Here is a 14311-nt window from a genome sequence, read left to right as displayed (position 1 = left end):
AGCTCTTTTCCTTATTAAAGACATCATATGCCTTTAAGTTCATTCAGCTTAGCCTTCTTATCTGCTGCTCTCATCAACGTTTCGCCTATAAGCACCGCATCCGCACCGATTTTTCTAAGCTTTGCCACATCTTCCGCCGTCCTTACGCCGCTCTCGGAAACAAAGACAGAACTAGAAGGGATTATCTTTCTGAGCCTCTCGCTGTTTGAAGTATCAACGCTAAAGTCCTTAAGATTGCGGTTGTTTACACCGATTATGGAAGCGCCGAGTGAAACAGCTCTTTTGACCTCTTCCTCATCATGAGTCTCGACAAGAGCAGAAAGTCCAAGGTCGTTACATATTCCAAGATACTTCTCTATAGCCGCATCATCAAGAATCGAGCAGATGAGAAGAACCGCCGAAGCGCCGAGTACTTTTGCTTCGTAGATCATGTACTCATCTACCGTGAAATCTTTTCTGATGCAGGGAATCTTTACAGTATCTGTGATTTCCTTAAGATACTCATCTTTTCCCAGGAACCACTTCGGCTCTGTTAATACGGAAATGCAGTCAGCGCCTGCTTTCTCATACTCTTTTACAATCTCCAGATAAGGAAATTCCTCAGCGATTATACCCTTTGAAGGAGAAGCTTTTTTACACTCGCAGATAAAAGAAATATCATCACGCCTAAGGTTCTTCTCAAACCGGAAATCTCCCTTGGGCATCGCAAGTGCCTTCTGCTTTACCTCTTCCAAAGAAACTTTCTCTTTGGCTATATCAACTCGTTTTCTCGCATATGCTGCGAGTTCATCCAAAATAGTCATAGTTATTTACCTGTTACTTACTTCAATAAGTTTCTCAAGTGTCTCGTATGCTTTGCCTGAATCAATAAGCTCTGCCGCAAGCTTAACTCCTGCTTCGAAGGTGTCTGCCTTTCCACCGATGTAAAGAGATGCACCGGCATTTAAAAGAACCGCATCGCGCTTGGGTCCCTTCTCGCCCTTTAAGATCTTTCTTGTAATCTCGGCGTTCTCATCGGGTGTTCCGCCTACAAGGTCCTCTTTCTTGCATGTTGTAAGGCCAAAATCCTCAGGCTTTATAACATATGATTTGTACCATCCGTCTCTGATCTCACAGATTGTTGTCGGAGCGCTGAGTGAGATCTCATCGAGCTTGTCCTGTCCGTAAACTACCATACCTCTCTCAACTCCGAGGCTTACAAGAACTCTTGCAAGGGGTTCAACGAGATACTCATCGTAAACACCAAGAAGCTGCATCTTGGGTGATCCGGGATTTGTAAGGGGGCCAAGGATGTTGAACACCGTTCTGAATCCGAGTTCTTTTCTGATTGCGCCTACATACTTCATTGACGTGTGATATTTCTGTGCAAAGAAAAAGCACATTCCGGCTTCTTTTAAAAGCTCTACGCACTTCTCGGGCTCCTGCTGGATGTTTACACCAAGTGCCTCAAGACAGTCAGCCGTTCCGCACTTTGAAGAAGCCGCCCTGTTTCCGTGCTTTGCAACTTTCATTCCGCCTGCTGCCGCAACAAGTGCAGATGTAGTTGAAATATTAAAGCTCTGAGCGTTGTCTCCGCCTGTTCCTACGATCTCGAAGATATCCATTCCCGTATCAACTTTGGTCGCATGGTCTCTCATTGCTGCGGCGCAACCTGCGATCTCATCTGTTGTCTCAGCCTTAGCTGACTTTGTGGAAAGAGCTGACAAAAAAGCTGCATTCTGTGTAGGTGTTGTCTCTCCTCCCATGATCTCATTCATTACTGCATAAGCCTCATCATATGTAAGGTCTTCTTTGTTTACGATTTTTACTATTGCTTCTTTGATCATTGCTATTGCCTCCTGTTATATCTTATTTATTTGATTATGATATATGAATTGCTCCGTTTCTTCGAAACTCTCGCAATTCTACAAACATTCGGAAACCGCTAATTTACTACGTAAATTGCTAATTCCTCATATTTGTTCGGGTCATAAAGTCAAAATGCTTAACATACAAGCATGTACGCATTTTGGACTTATGACGCCTATATCATATAAAGTTTCTTAACATCTCTTTTCCCTCGGGAGTCATTATTGACTCGGGATGGAACTGCACTCCGTATATGGGATACTCTTTGTGCTGAACTGCCATGATCTCGCCGTCTTCTGTCTTTGCGACAACTTCAAGGCACTCAGGCATTGTCTTTTCATCTGCCGCAAGTGAGTGATACCTTGCTACGCTCACCTTTTCGGGAAGCCCCTTGAACAAAGGACATTCCGCATAAAAAGATATTGTCGATTCCTTGCCGTGCATCAGCTCTTTTGCATATGTGATCGTAGCACCAAACGCCATGCAGATTGCCTGATGTCCGAGACACACGCCAAGTGTCGGGATTTCTTTTCCAAGCTCTTTTGCCGCTTCAACTATAATTCCCGCATCCTCAGGTCTTCCGGGCCCCGGCGAAATGATAAGTCTGTCCGGCTTAAGCGCCCTTATCTCATCAATTGTAAGTTCGTCGTTTCTGATCACTTTGATGTCAGGCTCTATCTCACCGATCATCTGATACAGATTATATGAAAAACTGTCATAGTTATCTATCAATAAGACCATCACTCCACCTCCTGTGAAAGCTCAAGTGCTCTGAGTGAAGCCTTTGCCTTGTTGAGGCACTCCTCATACTCTTTCTCCGGATTGGAATCGGCTACGATGCCGGCTCCGCTTCGAACGAACACTTTGCCGTTCTTCTTATAAACAATCCTTATGGCGATACATGTGTCCATGTTGCCCGTAAAATCTATATATCCAACAGCGCCGCCGTAAATTCCGCGCTTGTTGTTCTCAAGTTCTCCGATAAGCTTGCACGCCTTGATCTTTGGCGCTCCCGAAAGTGTACCTGCAGGAAGTACCGCATTTACCGCATCTATGGCATCAAACTCTTTTCTGATGATTCCGCGTACCGTCGAACCGATGTGCATTACGTGCGAGTATCTTGTAATCTCGTGGAGCTTTTCAACTTCAACGCTTCCAAACTCGCTTATCTTTCCAAGGTCGTTTCTTCCAAGGTCAACTAGCATATTGTGCTCCGCAAGTTCTTTTTTATCCGCAAGAAGCTCTTTTTCAAGGGCCTTGTCCTCTTCCTCGGTCTCGCCTCTTTTCCTTGTTCCCGCAAGAGGGAATGTATGAAGCACGCCATTCTCAAGTTTAACCAACGTCTCAGGCGATGCTCCCGCAACTTCCACGTCTGTTCCGGAAAAATAGAACATGTAGGGCGAAGGATTGATTGTTCTGAGCATTCTATACGTATTTAGGAGGCTTCCTTCGTAGTCGGCCGAGAGCCTGTTTGAAAGGACTATCTGGAAGATGTCACCTTCTTTGATATGATCCTTAGCTCTCTCAACCATGTCACAGTATTTTTCTTTGGTAAAAAGAGGTGTCACTTCGCCAAGAAGCTTTCCGGGCTTTTCGGTGCTCTTTTCTCCCTTGTACAAAAGATCTTTTATCTTTCCAAGTTCTTCTTTGGCACTATTATAATTCTCTTCAATGTTGCCTTCTGTCTTGATGTTTATGATAAGAATTATCTTCTGTCTTACATTATCAAAGGCAATGACCTTGTCAAAGAGCATGAGGTCCAGATCCTTGAATGCGTCGGTGTCCTCTACATTGCATCTAGCAGTCGGCTCGCAGTATCCAAAGTAGTCATAAGAGAAATATCCGACAAGTCCGCCTGTAAAAGAAGGAAGGTAATCAAATCTTGGACTCTTATACTTTGAGAGGATATCCCGAAGGTATGCATCAGGCTTATCCGTTGTCACCTTGAGATCTCCCGCAACAAGCTCATTGTCCTTGCAGGTTATTTCCATCTTGGGATCGTACCCCATAAATGTATATCTTCCCCAGGTCTCGTCCGCCTGCGCCGACTCAAGCATATAGCAGTGAGTCGATACGTTCTTAAGTTTTCTCATTGCTTCGATCGGAGTGATGAAATCCGACAAAAGTTCGCAGCTTACAGGAATAACGTTGTATTCCTTTGTCGCAGCTATGCTCTTTACTTGTTCCAATGTAGGTGTAATGTTCATAGTACTGTCCTTTCGTGGTGATGAATTGTGTCGGTGATGAATTGTATCGGTTTACTAAGGGTTGATACTCTGCTTATGTTTTGCTTTGCTTATGTTTTTGCGTGGTCTCGCTTGCGAAATCCCTGCGCGTTAGCTACGCCTATTTTGCGCGGTTGCGCGATATTTGAATTGCTCCGAGCATATAAAATGCTGTTATAAATTCTTTTTATATACCTCCGAAATAAAGTCATGATATAAAATTCAAAAAACATAAGGTTTTATATGCCTTTTTGCCTATATTTTTTCAGCAAAAACATATAGATAATATGTGCAAGAACCGATTTATATGCTTTTGAGCCTTTTCTTACAGTAAAAAAACATATAAAAAGTGCAAGGATTAAAACCTTTATATGCCGCAATCCCAATCTCAATCTCAACAAATCCGTTATCACGGAACAAAGAGTAGCAATCGAGCGGTATTACAAAGCAATTATTATCATTACCACAAGGTGTGCTTATTGCATAGGATTTCGATTGCGAAATCCCTGCGCATTAGCTGCACTTATTTTGCGTGATATACGGATTGCTCCGCTTCGCTCCCGCAATCCTACATCCATTCGGAATCCGCACTATCGTGCTACTTCCTCATGTCTGTTCGGGTTATCAATGCAATCATTTGATCATGCAAGCATGACAAATGATTGTATTGTAACACCTATATCACGCAAAAAAGTCCTTGATAGAGCCTAAACTCTATCAAGGACGAATACTTAAACTTTATCCGCGGTGCCACCTTGAATTCATGTGTTACCATGCAACTTAGCGAGATACCAACATATCCCCGGCAAATCACGCATGCCTTACGTCGTAGAATACTGGGTGAATAATTATGCGGTAGTTCCATACCCAAAAATCACTTTCATCGGAAGCCCTGCTCTCGTGCTTCGCACTCGCCAGAACAAAGTTCGCTCACGGAAATCAAAGATTTCATATCTCACTTTTCACTACGCCCTCAGCGGTCCATTTGACAACTTGTTTCATGCCTGATTCTCAGCACCTCAGACTCTCTGTATTGGCATCATTGCCGTTATCTCCGCTTCAACGGTTTATTGAATATTTATTTAAAAAAGATATTATACCAACGTCTCGTTCATGTCAAGTATTTCCAGCTAAACGTTCATCTAATTGAAAACTATACTTCTAATTATTATTAGAACCATTGCATCTGCCACCGTATACTTTCCTTCCGTCTCTTCTGTACGGTACCATTTCCTGCCTTTATACCGTACGCTTTCCTTTCAGTCTTTCTGTACGGTGTCATTTCCCATTTTCACACCGTACGCTTTCCTTTCAGCCTTTCTGTACGGTGTCATTTCCTGTTTTTACACCGTACACTTTCCTTTCAGCCTTTCTGTACGGTGTCATTTCCTGTTTTCACACCGTACGTTTTCCTTTCAGTCTTTCTGTACGGTGTCATTTCCCATTTTCACACCGTACGCTTTCCTTTCAGTCTTTCTGTACGGTGTCATTTCCTGTTTTTACACCGTACACTTTCCTTTCAGCCTTTCTGTACGGTGTCATTTCCTGTTTTCACACCGTACGTTTTCCTTTCAGTCTTTCTGTACGGTGTCATTTCCTGTTTTTACACCGTACGCTTCTTACACAAGCTATCTATACGGTGCAGGTATCCATATTCCTTTTTACACATTCCATTTGAAACAGTTATCTATATGCAATAAAATAATTTAAAAAAAGGAGGTTTCAAACATTTATGAGTGCTAACGTAATTCGCATCGAAACAGAAAATGATTCGCTGTTTCTTAAAGATAACGAAATTCATATGTTTGCAAATGCGATCGAATATGTATACAAACCCTCTATTATCAAAAAAATGGCCATTATCACATCAATAAAAGAAAATGGCAGTATCGAAAAGTCTTTAGTTCTATATATTGGTGCCGACACTGAAATATATATAAAATCCAATCATAAATGCTTTCAACCTTTTTTATTTAATCAGATTAGAACAAAGTTACCAGTGAATTCTAAAAAGATTCTTGATGCCTTGGCATGCACAAGTAACAATACATCTATGATATACAATTATAAACAAGGTGTTCTCTCTTTAGTTTCTTTTTCAATTTGGGTTCTTTCAATTGCCATTGTTATTACTTCAGATAGTTTGTCTTCTAAGATTATACTTGTAGCATTGGGAATAAATATTATAGGATTTGTACTTGATATCATTGCGTATTTAGATAATCCCGATAATAAGTTTGCAGTTAATGTTATGACAGTGTATATAGTAAACTATGGACTTGTTATATCTCTGGCAGTTCTATATTTTACATGTATAGACGCACTCGACGCAGCAGTCAACGCTACAATTAAACATTTCTGCGGTTCATGCCAGAGTATGCCATAAGTACTCTACTAAAAAGGAAGATTTTTGCCCATGTATAGGATAATGATGTTATCTGCAATATTTTTTGGCTTTTCTACCGCATCAGGTCTGCAAAAGAAAAAGAATGTTCCATTGAGAATTATAGGCTTGTCCGTTGTATTAGAAATGATCCTGTGTATGTATATGTCATTCATAGGATATCTTGTGATCACAAAAGGACGAACTATCGGCCTTAACAGTACAGGAGCTGCCCTGGGCATGATCTTGGGCGTGCTTATTTTTTCCAAGATAACTCCTCAGTACAAAAAAGTGTTTTTCGAATCCTATGTGATAGTCTTGCCTTTAATGTACGGACTTGGAAAAATCGGATGTGCTTTTGCGGGATGCTGTGCGGGTATTCCGTATAACGGTTTCATGCGTGTACACACCACCAACGGCAATCTGTTTCCGATTCAAAAGTTGGAAGCGGTAGTTTTTCTGCTTCTTTTTGCAGGTTCTCTGCTATTATATTTCAAAGATCGTTTTAATCCATCACACGCAGTAATCATCTATTGTATAGCAAAAATCGCGCTGGACTTTCTAAGGATCGGACATGTCGATCACTTAATAACCACCAATCAGATAATGTGTGCCGCCATTATGGCATTTTTTATCCTCTACACATCAAAATCATCATAATCCCCATTATCATAGCCGCCGTAGCTATCGTATTCCTTGATCTTGTCGGTAGCTCTTCTGTTGAATTGCTGCTTGAACTTTTGCTGCTTGAACTTTTGTTCCTTAAGCTTTGCTTTTGCCTTTTCTTTTGCCTTCGCTTTCTTTTTGCGCTTCAGCATAAGCTCTTCTTCATCATCTTCTTCCTCTTCTTCGTCTTCGTATTCTTCATCCTCGTCGTCGTAATCATCGTACTCTTCGTATTCCTCGTCCTCCTCATTCCTGATAAAGAGTGAGAGTCCGCGAAGATGATGCATTATAAATATCGCAACGAGTATGAATATATCGGTATATAAAAGACCTACGATATAGTAATTTTCTTTTATCAAATATCCCAGTTTAAAGCCTATAACACTTAAGATGCCCGATAAAAGAAGTGCAAACACAAGTAAGAGCCCGTGTTTTATCGCGCCCAGTATCGCGTATATGAAATCAACAAAAGATGCATCGAAATACACGAATCTACCTATCATCAGTCCGAAATAATACATCATGATAGGGCTATACTGCTCTTTGCTGACGGTAGCATCTCCAAATGTAGTAAAGCACGTCAAAACAATGATCGCATAGAACATTCCGAGCATTCTTACAGAAGCTTTATCTTCCTTGGAAATTCGTCTAAGCGGAATGATGATCTTATCAAGAACCGTGTTTATAAAACAGGTCATGGAAATAAGGAATAAAAGCAGGAAATCCTTGTTTTTATCCCATTGATAATAGAACCACTTAATCCCCATCGGCATACTGCCCATTTTCTTAGCCTGATAGAGAGGTGTAAGAAGTTCAAAAATATGGTTACAGATTATATATGCGCACGCAAATAATATTACCGATGTACTCGATATCATCATCTCGAAAAAGAGCTGCATATTATCTACAGTGCGTCTTTTAAACTCATCATGTCTTTCGCTGCTGTGAACAAGGCATACGGACATTCTGGTTCCAAACATTATGATCAAGCTGATGATCAGTAAACCGGCAAATGCCATCCCCAGAAAAATAAGCTGTTTAGCTCTGTTAAAATCCGGGTTTATATACTTATCAATCGTCATATGTCAAAAAATTCCTCCGTCAGATCATACTATATATGTTACCATATTTTTATCTTTTTCGCTCTTTTTTTAACATATTTTTTGACATTATTCTAAAAAAAGGATAAACCTTTTAGAAGATAGCGTAAATGATTCTTTACAAGTTCACGGAATATAAACTACAATATTATTATAGTTCTGAAATATCAATACACCAAAAACGCGAAGGAGGCAAGAATGTTGGAAGACAACTTTTTAACCGGTGAGCAAATGGATACTATCGGTGAGATTGCCAATATCAGCATGGGTAATTCCGCAACTACTCTTAGCTTAATGGTAAATAGAAAAGTCGATATCACTACTCCAAGTGTAAAACTTATAAAGAGAAGCGAAGCTTTGGATGATTACGAAAAGACCTGTATTTTCGTGCAGATTCACTATGTAAAAGGTCTTGAAGGAAATAATGTCCTGATTCTTAAAGAACACGACGTAAAAGTCATGACAGATCTTATGATGGGCGGAGACGGTACAAATACGGCCGGCGAGATTTCCGATCTTCATCTTTCAGCTGCTTCGGAAGCAATGAATCAGATGATGGGTACGAGTGCAACCTCTTTATCATCTATGCTCGGCGTTCCCACAGACATCAGCACTCCTATCGTAAACAGGATTGATGTTGAGAGTATCAAAGTTTTCGAGAAAATGTTTGATACTACATACGATAAATTTGTTAAAATAGCTTTTAGGATGACAATCGGCGATTTAATTGATTCCGTTATGGTACAATTATATCCGATACGATTCGCAAAAGATATGTGCAACAAATTTTATACAAAGGAAAACGCAGAGAACAATGAATAAGGCAGAAACACTTGAGATCAAAAAGCAATTTACACCGGACAGGTGTACTATCGACCACATTTGCGGATGCTATGTGGATCACGACAAAAACAAACTATTCACTTTCAGAAAAGCCTTCGGACAGCTTCCGGAGGAAGAGATGTTCAAATATCTCGATATTTTCCAGCATACTCTTGCAGGAACTTTTGGCAAGAATCTGATCAGTCTTGAGTTTCCTCTTGACCAGGAACAGCCGGGAGGTACTCAGGACTTTCTTTTGACCTTGAGGAATTCCCAACTTCAGGATGACGAGCTTGTAGATGAATTCTACGAAAAGATAATCGCCAACTATGTAAACGGCGAAAATTACTACATCATCCTCGTTCACGCAGCATATGACATTCCGGGAATCACAAGCGATGGTATCGAGATGGAGGATGCGTCAGAGAACGTATATGACTACATCCTTTGCAGCATCTGTCCCGTTAAGCTTTCAAAGGCAGGACTTGGCTACAACGAGAAAACAAATGTGATCGAAGAAAGATTCAGGGACTGGATCGTAGACGGTCCTACAAAGGGCTTCCTATTCCCTGCTTTCATCGAAAGAGACACGGATATTCACAACATGCTCTACTTCACCAAGAAGCCCGATGACCTTCAGCCTGAATTTATCGAGGCAATGTTCGGCGGAAGAGCTCCTTTGGCAGCTCCTGAGCAGAAAGGCATCTTTGATACGGTTGTTCAGAATACGATCGGAGAAAATGCCGATTACGACATAATGAAGAACATTCACGACAACTTAAATGACATGATTGAAGATCACGCAGACGATCCGGAGCCTCTTGAGCTCAATAAGAACGACGTTAAGCAACTCCTTCACGACAGCGGCGTTTCGGATGAGCGTCTCGGCTACTTTGAAGAAACCTACACAAAGTGCGCAGGTGATGAGGACTACCCTCTCCTTGCAAGTAACATTGCACATACCAAAAAGTTTGATATCGAGACTCCAAATGTTGTCATCAAGGTAAAACCTGACAGAACCGACCTTGTTGAATCCAAGATCGTCGACGGCAGACAATGCCTTGTAATCGCAGTTGATGACCACATCGAAGTAAACGGAATCAACGTAAGAACATTTATGGACAGATAAAACTACGAATTGTATACAAAAACGAGCTTACTTTTCTTTTTATTTAGAAAAGGCAAGCTCGTTTTTTGGACCTTACGCCCTATAAGTAAATTTCAAATTTTTTCAAAAATAGATAATCCCGATTGTTTCGACGGACGATTCCGTATCAATAAACTACAGGATTTGGTAATCAATTAATAATTCATACTTTTAAGCATTTCGATAGCGGTCTTATGTCTTCCATCGGAACCGGGATACTCGTACTTCTTAAGAAGACGTTCCCTCATCTCCTCAGGATGATTATATAATTGATCCATAATTCTATCAAAAGCTTGTCTCCATTCGCCCATACTAATGTACCTCCATTTGACAAACAACGATAGCGTGTACAATAGTATATTATTTTGGAGATTTGTGCAATCGGTAATTCAACCAAAAATATTAAATGTTTTTATACCAACTTCTATCCTATAGTTCAGATTGCCGCAATAGCCTTCTTCGGGCACTTTGAAACGCAAGTGTCACAATGTACGCATTTATCCTGATCGATACTTGCCACATTATTCTCTACAACGATTGCTCCCGTAGGGCAATCTCTTTCGCACATATGACATCCGATACATCCCACTTTGCAATATTTATTGACATATTTACCCATATCCTGCGACTTGCAGGCAACAGCTTCTCTTGCATCGTATGGTATGAAATCGATAAGGTGTCTCGGACAAATATCAACGCACTTTCCACAAGCCTTACACTTTTCCGTATCTACAATTGCAACACCGTTTACTACATGTATCGCATCAAATTTGCACACCGATACGCAGCTTCCGCCGCCAAGACATCCATATCCGCAAGTCTTCGAACCGCCTCCCGGAGCCTGTGCCTGGAATCTGCAGTCATCTGCTCCCTTATATTCATACTTCTGGGTTGCCTGCTCGCAGTCGCCGCTGCAATGCACAAATGCAACCATTCTCTTTGTCTTTTCAGCCTTAACGCCCATTATCGCAGAAATTGCCTGCGCTACCGGTGCACCACCGACAGGGCACTGATTTACAGCTGCTTCCCCCTGAGCTATTGCCGTCGCACATCCCGAACATCCGGGATATCCGCAACCTCCGCAGTTATTGCCGGGAAGCGCTTCCAGGATCGCAGCTTCTTTTTCATCAATATCGACATGGAGCTTCAGATCTGCAATGCCAAGGATAAATCCTATGGCAACTCCAACGCCTGCAACAACTATCGTTGCAATGATTATTCCACTGATCATAAGTCATTCTCCTTCTTTCAGCCAAGATTTGTAATTATTACTTCAAAGCTGAAAATCCCGTAAATGCGATTGCCATAAGTCCCGAAGTAAGAAGCACAAGAGGCATTCCCTTGAAGCTCTCCGGTATATCATTGTACTCCATCTTCTCGCGAAGTCCTGCCAAGATAACTATCGCAATTGTAAAACCAACGGCTGTTGAAAAACCGCAGACCGTACTACCTTCGATGGTGTAATTGTTTGTAACGTTGTTAAGTGCAACACCAAGAACCGCGCAGTTTGTTGTTATGAGAGGAAGATACACACCAAGCGCCTTGTACAGTGAGACCATATATTTTTTCAATATCATCTCAACAAACTGAACAAGCATCGCAACAACAAGAATAAACACGATTGTCTGTAAGTATCCGAGATCAAAAGGTTTAAGAACAAACCAGTAAATAGTACTACATACAAGTGATGAAAGAGTCATTACGAAAATACATGCGCCTCCCATTCCAAGCGCGGTGTCAATTTTTTTGGAAACACCAAGGAACGGACAAAGGCCGAGGAACTGACTCAAAACAACATTATTTATAAGAGAAGCGGAAAGTATGAGTACCAGAAATTCCATTATTGTATCTCTCATTATTTTTCAGCCTCCTTCTTTGCTACATTTGATTTCATTTTGTTCATTGCCGCAATAAGGAAAGCAAGTACAAAGAACGCTCCCGCCTGCTGAACGAAAATGCTGACAGGTTGATATTTAGTAAGATATTTTCCCACAATTCCAGTAATAACCGTATCAGTGCCAAGAACCGGAACATTAAATGCTGTTCCCGCACCGATAAGCTCTCTAAAAAGACCGATAACTGTAATAGCGCAGGTAAATCCTATTCCCATTCCCACTCCATCAAAGAACGAAGGTACAATTCCGTGTTTACTTGCATACGCTTCCGCTCTTCCGAAAATGATACAGTTAACAACTATAAGCGGTATATATACACCGAGCGCTTTATTAAGTGTCGGCACATATGCCTGCATAAGAAGCTGAACCAATGTAACAAAAGATGCAATTACGACAATAAACGAAGGAATCCTGACCGTAGCAGGTATAATCTTTCTTAATGCCGAAATTACCGCATTACTGAGTGCCAAAACAAATGTAGTCGCAAGTCCCATTCCGAGTCCGTTTGTGGCGGAAGATGTAACCGCAAGGGTGGGACACATACCGATCATAAGTACTAATGTAGGATTCTCAGCAATGAGACCGTTAAAAAATCTCTCGGCGGGAGAATCTTGTTCCAATCCAAGCGCGCCTTTCTTTATATCTTTGCTCATTGCTTTGCTCCTTTCTTAAGTGCTTTTTCAAAATATGCGTTGGCAACATCTACACCATCGGTAATTGCCTTAGATGTAATCGTCGCTCCGGAAATCGCCTCTATCTGAGAACCGGAATCCGAAAGCTGTCCGGACTTTACAACTGAAAATTGCACAGCGTTTTTACCCGCAAACTGAGGTGCAATGATCTTTTCCGCATTCATTCCAAGTCCGGGTGTCTCCGCGATTGAAATAATGGAGATTCCGTTCATCTTGCCACCGTTTGTTATTCCGACAGTGAATATAATCGAATCGCCATAACCTTTGGTTTTCATCTGAATTACATATCCGAGCAGATTCCCGTTCAGATCAAGTGCCTGCTTTACACCCTGTAAGCGAACTCCCTTGACAGCGAGTTCATCATACACATCTTCCAATATTTCTTCATCCCATCTGATATCATTGAATGTGATCGCATCACTGAATACGGACTGATTGGCTTTGTTCTGCGCCAACATATCCTGATATGCTATCGGATCTTTTGTAACCTGATATACAAGTCCCAAAAGAGCTCCCGCAACCAAAGTGATGATAAAAAGTATAAAGGCGTTTTTGATCATGCCAAAAAATTCTCTCATGCTTTCATCGCCTCCTTTTTAGCTTTTCCCCTGATTCCGAATGCCCTCGGAATAGTTACTCTCTCAATAAGCGGAACCAAAAGATTTCCGATTATGATTGCATACGAAACGCCCTCTGCATTTGCTCCAAAAATACGGAAGAGTCCTGTCAAAAGACCTAAGATGATTCCGTAAATATATCTTCCCTTCGGGGTAATGGGGCAGGTTACATAGTCTGTTGCCATGAAAAATGCACCGAGCATAAGTCCGCCGCCCGAAAGATGTGCGGCAATGTATCCCCAGTTAAATCCATATTCTCCAAACAAACCTACAAAAGCCACAAACGAAACGATATAACTGAAAGGAATAACATAATCGATTACTCCGACAGCAAAAAGGATGATTGCTCCGATAACAATGCAGATCATTGATGTCTCTCCTATTGTTCCCGAAGTGTTTCCTATTATCATGTTCTTGATATCAACCTGAACGCTGTTCTTAAGGTTAAAAAGCGGTGTTGCTCCCGAATATGCATCACAGTTAAAGTTTGTCATTATTGCCGGAAAAGAGATCATCAAAAAGCATCTTGCACCAAGAGCAGGATTCATGAAATTCTGTCCCACACCTCCGAAAAGTTGCTTGACCATAACGATTGCAAAAGCTCCTCCGAGCACAGGTACCCAGAGCGGCACTGCCGGCGGCAGGTTAAGTGCAAGAAGCAATCCTGTGACCACAGCGGTAAAATCATTTATAGTGATAGGCTTACGAAGCACCATAGAGCTTATGATCTCGGAAGCAACGCATGATGCGATTGAAACTCCGATCAAAAAGATACTGTAAACACCAAAATTATATATTCCATATCCGGTAGCAGGAAGAAGCGCAATAAGTACCCAGATCATAATATTCGAGGTCGTCACGCTTGATCTTACATGCGGATTGGATGACACCTTTCTCAATTTTTCCATCAAAATGT

Annotated in this window: 15 protein-coding genes; 4 read left to right on the top strand and 11 right to left on the bottom strand. The window is 41.4% G+C overall.

Features of this window, described 5'->3' with window-relative positions; all coding sequences use genetic code 11:
• Positions 1 to 23: 23 nt before the first annotated feature.
• From trpC to trpE, 4 genes are all read right to left on the bottom strand, one after another.
• Positions 24 to 803, bottom strand: coding sequence for an indole-3-glycerol phosphate synthase TrpC (trpC, locus tag CD00_RS0100485; protein WP_026654135.1), 780 nt, complete (start codon positions 801 to 803; stop codon positions 24 to 26).
• Positions 804 to 809: 6 nt separating this feature from the next.
• Entirely contained in the window at positions 810 to 1826 is a 1017-nt protein-coding gene (gene trpD / locus CD00_RS0100480; RefSeq protein ID WP_026654134.1) for an anthranilate phosphoribosyltransferase, read from the bottom strand.
• 202 nt (positions 1827 to 2028) lie between these two features.
• On the bottom strand, positions 2029 to 2589 hold the full coding sequence (locus CD00_RS0100475; RefSeq protein ID WP_026654133.1) for an anthranilate synthase component II: 561 nt from the start codon (positions 2587 to 2589) through the stop codon (positions 2029 to 2031).
• Complete coding sequence (gene trpE / locus CD00_RS0100470; protein ID WP_026654132.1) at positions 2589 to 4055, bottom strand: anthranilate synthase component I; 1467 nt, start codon at positions 4053 to 4055, stop codon at positions 2589 to 2591. The genes CD00_RS0100475 and trpE overlap by 1 nt, the downstream gene beginning before the upstream one ends.
• 1750 nt (positions 4056 to 5805) lie before the next feature.
• On the opposite strand from trpE, the gene CD00_RS0100465 reads away from it, so the two are divergent.
• Positions 5806 to 6459, top strand: coding sequence for a hypothetical protein (locus tag CD00_RS0100465; protein ID WP_026654131.1), 654 nt, complete (start codon positions 5806 to 5808; stop codon positions 6457 to 6459).
• 45 nt (positions 6460 to 6504) lie between these two features.
• A complete protein-coding gene (locus CD00_RS0100455; protein WP_207640429.1) occupies positions 6505 to 7116 on the top strand; it encodes a prolipoprotein diacylglyceryl transferase family protein in 612 nt (203 codons plus the stop codon).
• Here CD00_RS0100455 and CD00_RS0100450 read toward each other — a convergent pair.
• Positions 7095 to 8204, bottom strand: coding sequence for a hypothetical protein (locus CD00_RS0100450; RefSeq protein ID WP_026654127.1), 1110 nt, complete (start codon positions 8202 to 8204; stop codon positions 7095 to 7097). The genes CD00_RS0100455 and CD00_RS0100450 overlap by 22 nt on opposite strands.
• 216 nt (positions 8205 to 8420) lie before the next feature.
• Here CD00_RS0100450 and fliY point away from each other — a divergent pair, with 216 nt between their 5' ends.
• Complete coding sequence (gene fliY / locus CD00_RS0100445) at positions 8421 to 9044, top strand: flagellar motor switch phosphatase FliY (RefSeq protein WP_081670797.1); 624 nt, start codon at positions 8421 to 8423, stop codon at positions 9042 to 9044.
• Positions 9037 to 10173 carry a DUF4317 domain-containing protein gene (locus tag CD00_RS0100440; protein WP_026654125.1) on the top strand — a complete coding sequence of 379 codons (1137 nt, stop codon included), beginning with the start codon at positions 9037 to 9039 and terminating at the stop codon, positions 10171 to 10173. Before fliY ends, CD00_RS0100440 begins: the two co-directional genes overlap by 8 nt.
• 173 nt (positions 10174 to 10346) lie before the next feature.
• Here the strand turns inward: CD00_RS0100440 and CD00_RS19980 are convergent, their stop codons facing one another.
• The 6 genes from CD00_RS19980 to CD00_RS0100410 all read right to left on the bottom strand — a co-directional run bounded on the left by CD00_RS19980 (position 10347) and on the right by CD00_RS0100410 (position 14303).
• Positions 10347 to 10502 carry a hypothetical protein gene (locus CD00_RS19980; protein ID WP_155833834.1) on the bottom strand — a complete coding sequence of 52 codons (156 nt, stop codon included), beginning with the start codon at positions 10500 to 10502 and terminating at the stop codon, positions 10347 to 10349.
• A 125-nt stretch (positions 10503 to 10627) separates the two neighbouring features.
• On the bottom strand, positions 10628 to 11422 hold the full coding sequence (locus tag CD00_RS0100430) for an RnfABCDGE type electron transport complex subunit B (protein ID WP_026654124.1): 795 nt from the start codon (positions 11420 to 11422) through the stop codon (positions 10628 to 10630).
• 37 nt (positions 11423 to 11459) lie between these two features.
• Positions 11460 to 12047: an electron transport complex protein RnfA gene (locus tag CD00_RS0100425; protein WP_330365530.1), complete on the bottom strand. Its 588-nt coding sequence runs from the start codon at positions 12045 to 12047 to the stop codon at positions 11460 to 11462.
• Positions 12047 to 12739, bottom strand: coding sequence for an electron transport complex subunit RsxE (gene rsxE / locus CD00_RS16630; protein ID WP_081811797.1), 693 nt, complete (start codon positions 12737 to 12739; stop codon positions 12047 to 12049). Before rsxE ends, CD00_RS0100425 begins: the two co-directional genes overlap by 1 nt.
• Complete coding sequence (locus CD00_RS0100415; protein WP_026654122.1) at positions 12736 to 13356, bottom strand: RnfABCDGE type electron transport complex subunit G; 621 nt, start codon at positions 13354 to 13356, stop codon at positions 12736 to 12738. Before CD00_RS0100415 ends, rsxE begins: the two co-directional genes overlap by 4 nt.
• On the bottom strand, positions 13353 to 14303 hold the full coding sequence (locus CD00_RS0100410) for an RnfABCDGE type electron transport complex subunit D (protein WP_026654121.1): 951 nt from the start codon (positions 14301 to 14303) through the stop codon (positions 13353 to 13355). Before CD00_RS0100410 ends, CD00_RS0100415 begins: the two co-directional genes overlap by 4 nt.
• Positions 14304 to 14311: the final 8 nt, after the last annotated feature.

The organism is Butyrivibrio sp. AE3003 (assembly GCF_000686065.1).
Classification (GTDB): Bacteria; Bacillota; Clostridia; order Lachnospirales; family Lachnospiraceae; genus Butyrivibrio; species Butyrivibrio hungatei_A.
Note: the sequence above shows the minus strand (reverse complement) of the source record. Positions and strands in the feature narration are given on the sequence as shown.

Excerpts from the sequence above, each read along its gene's own strand:
- trpC (WP_026654135.1), bottom strand. The coding sequence starts at position 803 with ATGACTATTTTGGATGAACTCGCAGCATATGCGAGAAAACGAGTTGAT.
- trpD (WP_026654134.1), bottom strand. The coding sequence starts at position 1,826 with ATGATCAAAGAAGCAATAGTAAAAATCGTAAACAAAGAAGACCTTACA.
- CD00_RS0100475 (WP_026654133.1), bottom strand. The coding sequence starts at position 2,589 with ATGGTCTTATTGATAGATAACTATGACAGTTTTTCATATAATCTGTAT.
- trpE (WP_026654132.1), bottom strand. The coding sequence starts at position 4,055 with ATGAACATTACACCTACATTGGAACAAGTAAAGAGCATAGCTGCGACA.
- CD00_RS0100465 (WP_026654131.1), top strand. The coding sequence starts at position 5,806 with ATGAGTGCTAACGTAATTCGCATCGAAACAGAAAATGATTCGCTGTTT.
- CD00_RS0100455 (WP_207640429.1), top strand. The coding sequence starts at position 6,505 with ATGTTATCTGCAATATTTTTTGGCTTTTCTACCGCATCAGGTCTGCAA.
- CD00_RS0100450 (WP_026654127.1), bottom strand. The coding sequence starts at position 8,204 with ATGACGATTGATAAGTATATAAACCCGGATTTTAACAGAGCTAAACAG.
- fliY (WP_081670797.1), top strand. The coding sequence starts at position 8,421 with ATGTTGGAAGACAACTTTTTAACCGGTGAGCAAATGGATACTATCGGT.
- CD00_RS0100440 (WP_026654125.1), top strand. The coding sequence starts at position 9,037 with ATGAATAAGGCAGAAACACTTGAGATCAAAAAGCAATTTACACCGGAC.
- CD00_RS19980 (WP_155833834.1), bottom strand. The coding sequence starts at position 10,502 with ATGGGCGAATGGAGACAAGCTTTTGATAGAATTATGGATCAATTATAT.
- CD00_RS0100430 (WP_026654124.1), bottom strand. The coding sequence starts at position 11,422 with ATGATCAGTGGAATAATCATTGCAACGATAGTTGTTGCAGGCGTTGGA.
- CD00_RS0100425 (WP_330365530.1), bottom strand. The coding sequence starts at position 12,047 with ATGAGAGATACAATAATGGAATTTCTGGTACTCATACTTTCCGCTTCT.
- rsxE (WP_081811797.1), bottom strand. The coding sequence starts at position 12,739 with ATGAGCAAAGATATAAAGAAAGGCGCGCTTGGATTGGAACAAGATTCT.
- CD00_RS0100415 (WP_026654122.1), bottom strand. The coding sequence starts at position 13,356 with ATGAGAGAATTTTTTGGCATGATCAAAAACGCCTTTATACTTTTTATC.
- CD00_RS0100410 (WP_026654121.1), bottom strand. The coding sequence starts at position 14,303 with ATGGAAAAATTGAGAAAGGTGTCATCCAATCCGCATGTAAGATCAAGC.